The sequence below is a fragment of the Mesorhizobium sp. M7A.F.Ca.AU.002.02.1.1 genome (genome assembly GCF_003998535.1).
GTDB lineage: Bacteria > Pseudomonadota > Alphaproteobacteria > Rhizobiales > Rhizobiaceae > Mesorhizobium > Mesorhizobium ciceri.
The window spans coordinates 1-4,354 of sequence record NZ_RZPB01000522.1; the positions used below are offsets into that span (position 1 = coordinate 1).

Here is a 4,354-nt window from a genome sequence, read left to right on the forward strand (position 1 = left end):
CTTCGTTAAGGTTTCGTGAACACTCTGAGAGCATCGTTCGCGTGGGTTCTGAACCCCTAATCGCCGACGAAGCCCGCTGCCTAACCCCAAGCCCCCCGCCCAGGCAGCGGGCTTACTTTTCCAAAGAGAGCCACGTTGGCAGACAGCGCTCACCGGTTCAATTGAGCCTGAAAGCGTGTACGAACGGCGAACAAAGACCGCTTTGGGTCCGATTCGGCGGAGCCGTTCGCCAAAGGCCTGGCGGAACTGCAAGAGCTTAGCAGCCGGCATCGCTGCCCAATCATGTGCGCGGAAGCCGTCTGGTGGCGGTGCCACCGCCGCATTATTTCCGACTACCTGCTCGGAGAAGGCGAACGCGTCATGCATACTCTTGGGGCCGGTCATGCCGAGGAGGCCAGCCTGACGCCAGGCGCTGTGTGCGCGATGATGGAACGATCGTTTATCCCGGGAGCATCTCCTCGGGACGCAAGCATGGATCATTGCAAGATCGCGGCCATGGCGATCGCCAGGCGTTGAAAAGCCTTCCACGCCAGGCACAGGGTCTGGCGGAACAAGCTGTGACCTCGAAGGTTGGGTCACGCAGACAGCTTCTAAGGCACGCGAATGGCGTTGGACAGAGACGAGGCGAAACTAGCGGCCGGATTGTCCGTCGCTGCATTAGCGGCACTAGCGGGATACAACGCCATCCGCGCCAAACGTGCGATCGCCAGCCTGACATGCGGACGTATGATGGCAATTGATGGTCTGCGCCTGCATTTTATCGAAGCCGGAACCGGCATGCCGCTGCTTCTCCTGCATGGCAATGGATCCATGGCGGAGGATTTCAAGTCGAGCGGCGTCTTCGATGAGGCGGCAAAGACCTACCGGGTGCTCGCATTTGACCGTCCCGGCTTTGGGCGAAGCTCACGTTCGCGCACCCGGCGCTGGTCCGCTTGCGACCAAGCCGACCTCATACATGCCGCCGCCGGCAGATTGGGTATTAAGAAATATCTCGTCCTTGGACATTCCTGGGGAGCCTGGATCGCCCTCGAGTTGGCGCGCAGGCATTCTTCATCGGTCGCCGGCATTGTGCTTGTCTCAGGCTATTACTATCCGCCACCGCGGCTGGATCTTGCACTGGCCGCACTCCCGGCATTGCCGGTGATCGGAACGGGGTTTCGCCACACCTTGTTGCCGCTGCTTGTGAGGCTTGCCTGGCCTTGGGCAATGGAAAAGATATTTCGACCCGCTATGATCGCCAGCGACTTCGCCGCATCCGCCAAGGATGCCGCCAGCCGCCCTTCCCAACTGCGGGCGGTTTGTTCGGAGTCAGCATCTATGCTGGCCGCGGCCCTGTCGAAGAAGGCCAGCTATAAGGACATTTCCGTACCGACCGGCATCCTGGCGGGATCTGGAGACCGGTTGTTCGATGCGGAACGGCATGCACGGCGCCTGCATGCCGAAGTTGGTGGGTCTCTCCTCGAGGTGATTCCGGGCGCTGGCCATATGGTTCATCAGAGCGCCCCGCAGGCAGTAGTCGGTATGGTGCACACGATTTCAGCACGGCACGCCCTTTCCCAATCGGGCCGTCGGCAGCGACGTAAGCTGCGTGCCGACGAGTTCAAGCTAGGTCCGGCTCCGCAAATGTTCCAGGCGGGCGACAAGTGACGCCGCTTGCACGAGATCGTCGTTCAAACGAGCTTTTCAAATGAGCGACCAACGTCCAGCCAACATGCAGTCGGTGCTCCACCAGAACATAGAGGCACTGGTCGAGCACAGGCGACAACAGGAGGAGCACCAAAGCGTTCAGGTGCGGATTGCCGGGGCTATTTCGCGCTTCGCGGGGAGCATGACTTTCGTCTATCTGCATCTCGCAATCCTCGTCGCCTGGATCCTTGCAAACCTAGGCGCGATACCAGCCATCCCAGCTTGGGACCCAACTTTCGTGATCCTGGCCATGGTCGCTTCCGTCGAGGCAATCTTCCTGTCTACCTTCGTGCTGATCAATCAGAACAGAATGGCCGAACACAGCGAGCGCCGAGCGGAACTGGATTTGCAGATCAGCCTCCTTAACGAACATGAAACCACGCGGCTGATCGAGATGGTGGCTGCCTTGGCGGTGCGTCTGAATGTCTCCACCCCGGCCGACAAAGAGCTGCGGCAACTGGCAGAGAATGTCGATCCCCGAAAGGTGATGACCCAAATCCAGCAGGCTTCTGAAGATCAGCAGGAAGCTTGATCAAAGCGACCGCGCCGGCAAGCCGCCGCAGCGTACCAACCCAACACGAGCTTACAGCGAGAAACCATTCGCGCGGCTGCTGTAGGCCTGCAATCGTCCTCATCGTCTGGCACTTGGCTGTCGAAGCACCAAGCCCGTCTTGGCGTTGTCCAAGGCGACCTCAGGACGTCAATCGATCGCGGCAGCGTATCAGCGGCGATAGCGAGGTACACTGGGGAGCCGAAGGTGTTCCCAACAGCATAATATGATCACCAAGCCCTTCTTTCTGCCGCAGATCATAACGGCCGTACCTCAACTCTTAAATGCTCAGCAAGGTCCAGAAACTCACATCCAGGATTCGGATCTTGGCCCGAGCTGCTGACTGGATCGCACGCCGGCAAGTCTTACATGCCGTATCCTGCGCCGTGCTTCTGGCTCTTGGCCAATTATTTTCGCCTCACCAAAACTCCCGGAACATTCTGTCCATCCTGCGTTGGGCCGCGCCGGACAATCCCTCTTGCACAATCGCCTGTTGCCCGGCATCGGAAGCTGGATCCCCACAGCTTCAGCCCGCCTCGGCTCCCCACCCGAGGCGGGCGGCGCGGAGTTGATGCAAGCATAGAGACGCCTTCACCCCATCAGAGCTGGCCGTCCTGAGCCGCGTTTTGGCGCGCAGCAACCCCAAAAAACGAGACCGAAACCAAGAGAGAACGGAGTGCATCGCGCATCCTGGCTTACTACCAAGCTGGGATAACGGACGAGGACGAACTCGAACAGCTTTCTCGACAATCCCTCGCGTGGTTATCGACATTTCGGCAATTCAGCATGTGCACATACTAACTCCGGCGGACGGGCCACCGCGCGGCATGGCCCGACGCACAGAGCGTTCTGCCGGCGTCGAGCGTGATTCACAGCCGCCAGTTCTTAGGGCAGCTAGGAAGCAATGCATCAACGCCGCACCGGCTGCCCCGTCCTGGAACACTTTAATGCGCGCCGCCAGGAACGGGGTCGCTGTGCTGACGTTCTTCTGGGGACAAGGTGAGATTTCAGTGAACAGGCATATTTCGCGGACGGATGTCGAACAAATCGATCACACGGATGACAGCGGGTTTACGATAGAGCACGGCGTCCCGCCATCTTCAGCTATCGCGGCAGCGCTGGCCGGTGGGCTGGAGGCCAGCCGGCACAAGCACATTATCCATATAACTGCCTCGGAACGCAGCGCCGACGAGATCGTCGGGGCTTTGCGTCAGTTCCTGCCGCACGCGGAGATCATCTTGCTGCCGTCCTGGGATTGCCTGCCTTACGACAGGGTGTGGCCCACACGCGCCAATATGGGGCGGAGGCTTCGTGCGTTGTGTCACATGGCAACGAAGCCCGATCGTGCGCGCATCGCTGTAATGTCGATCGAAGCCAGTCTGCAGCGGGTGCCGCCCGCCCAGGTCATTGCTGGCGGTTTCGCAATTCTGGAGGTGGGACAAAAGTTCGACCGGGATGATTTCAGAACAAGGTCCGAAGCTTTTGGCTATGTCGTCGACGAGAGGGTCGACGAACCGGGTGAAATAGCTTTTCGGGGCGATCTCATGGACATCTTCCCCGCTGGCGCGGAGGACCCCGTTCGCGTCGTCCTTGGCCCAGACAGCTGCATTCGAGAGCTCAAGACCTACGATCCGATCAGTCAACTCAGCGACCAGGTTCGAGACTCGATTGCTGTCGGACCGGCATCCGAGCTGATGTTTAAAGCTGGTGATCATCCTGAGCTGACAGCGATGCGCGCGACGTCGATGGAAGAGCGCCTGGTCGCATTATATGGCGCGATGCCATCTGTCTTCGACACTGCGTCGAGCGCCTCGATCTCCTTCCTTGAAGGTATCGACGGGCAGCCGCTCGACAAAATTCTGGACCTGATCGAGGATGCACGCCGTGCCAGGCAGGAGGCTGCCGGGCGCGAGAAACCTTTGCCGGAACAATTTTACCTGTCGCGTGAAGAGTGGGATGCTTCCGTGCGCAACCGCTCCACGAGACTTGCCGTTTCTGCCGAGCGAGTTCCCAAATTCTTTCGCCTGGCCCGGCCCGGGTACGAAATCGCTGAATTCGTGACAAGGCAGACAAGCGCCGGGGCCAGGCGAAAGAATTTGGGAACTCGCTCGGCAGAAA

At 59.6% G+C, this 4,354-nt stretch carries 3 protein-coding genes and 1 pseudogene; all 4 read left to right on the forward strand.

What is annotated here, in order from left to right; all coding sequences use genetic code 11:
* Positions 1 to 246: 246 nt before the first annotated feature.
* Positions 247 to 516 carry a DUF488 domain-containing protein gene (locus EN879_RS25690; protein ID WP_245441372.1) on the forward strand — a complete coding sequence of 90 codons (270 nt, stop codon included), beginning with the start codon at positions 247 to 249 and terminating at the stop codon, positions 514 to 516.
* Positions 517 to 603: 87 nt separating this feature from the next.
* Positions 604 to 1,647 carry an alpha/beta hydrolase gene (locus tag EN879_RS25695; RefSeq protein ID WP_063170621.1) on the forward strand — a complete coding sequence of 348 codons (1,044 nt, stop codon included), beginning with the start codon at positions 604 to 606 and terminating at the stop codon, positions 1,645 to 1,647.
* A gap of 40 nt (positions 1,648 to 1,687) precedes the next feature.
* On the forward strand, positions 1,688 to 2,218 hold the full coding sequence (locus EN879_RS25700; protein ID WP_063170620.1) for a DUF1003 domain-containing protein: 531 nt from the start codon (positions 1,688 to 1,690) through the stop codon (positions 2,216 to 2,218).
* Between the two features lie 965 nt (positions 2,219 to 3,183).
* A pseudogene (locus tag EN879_RS25710) lies at positions 3,184 to 4,354 on the forward strand (DEAD/DEAH box helicase); the annotation flags it as partial.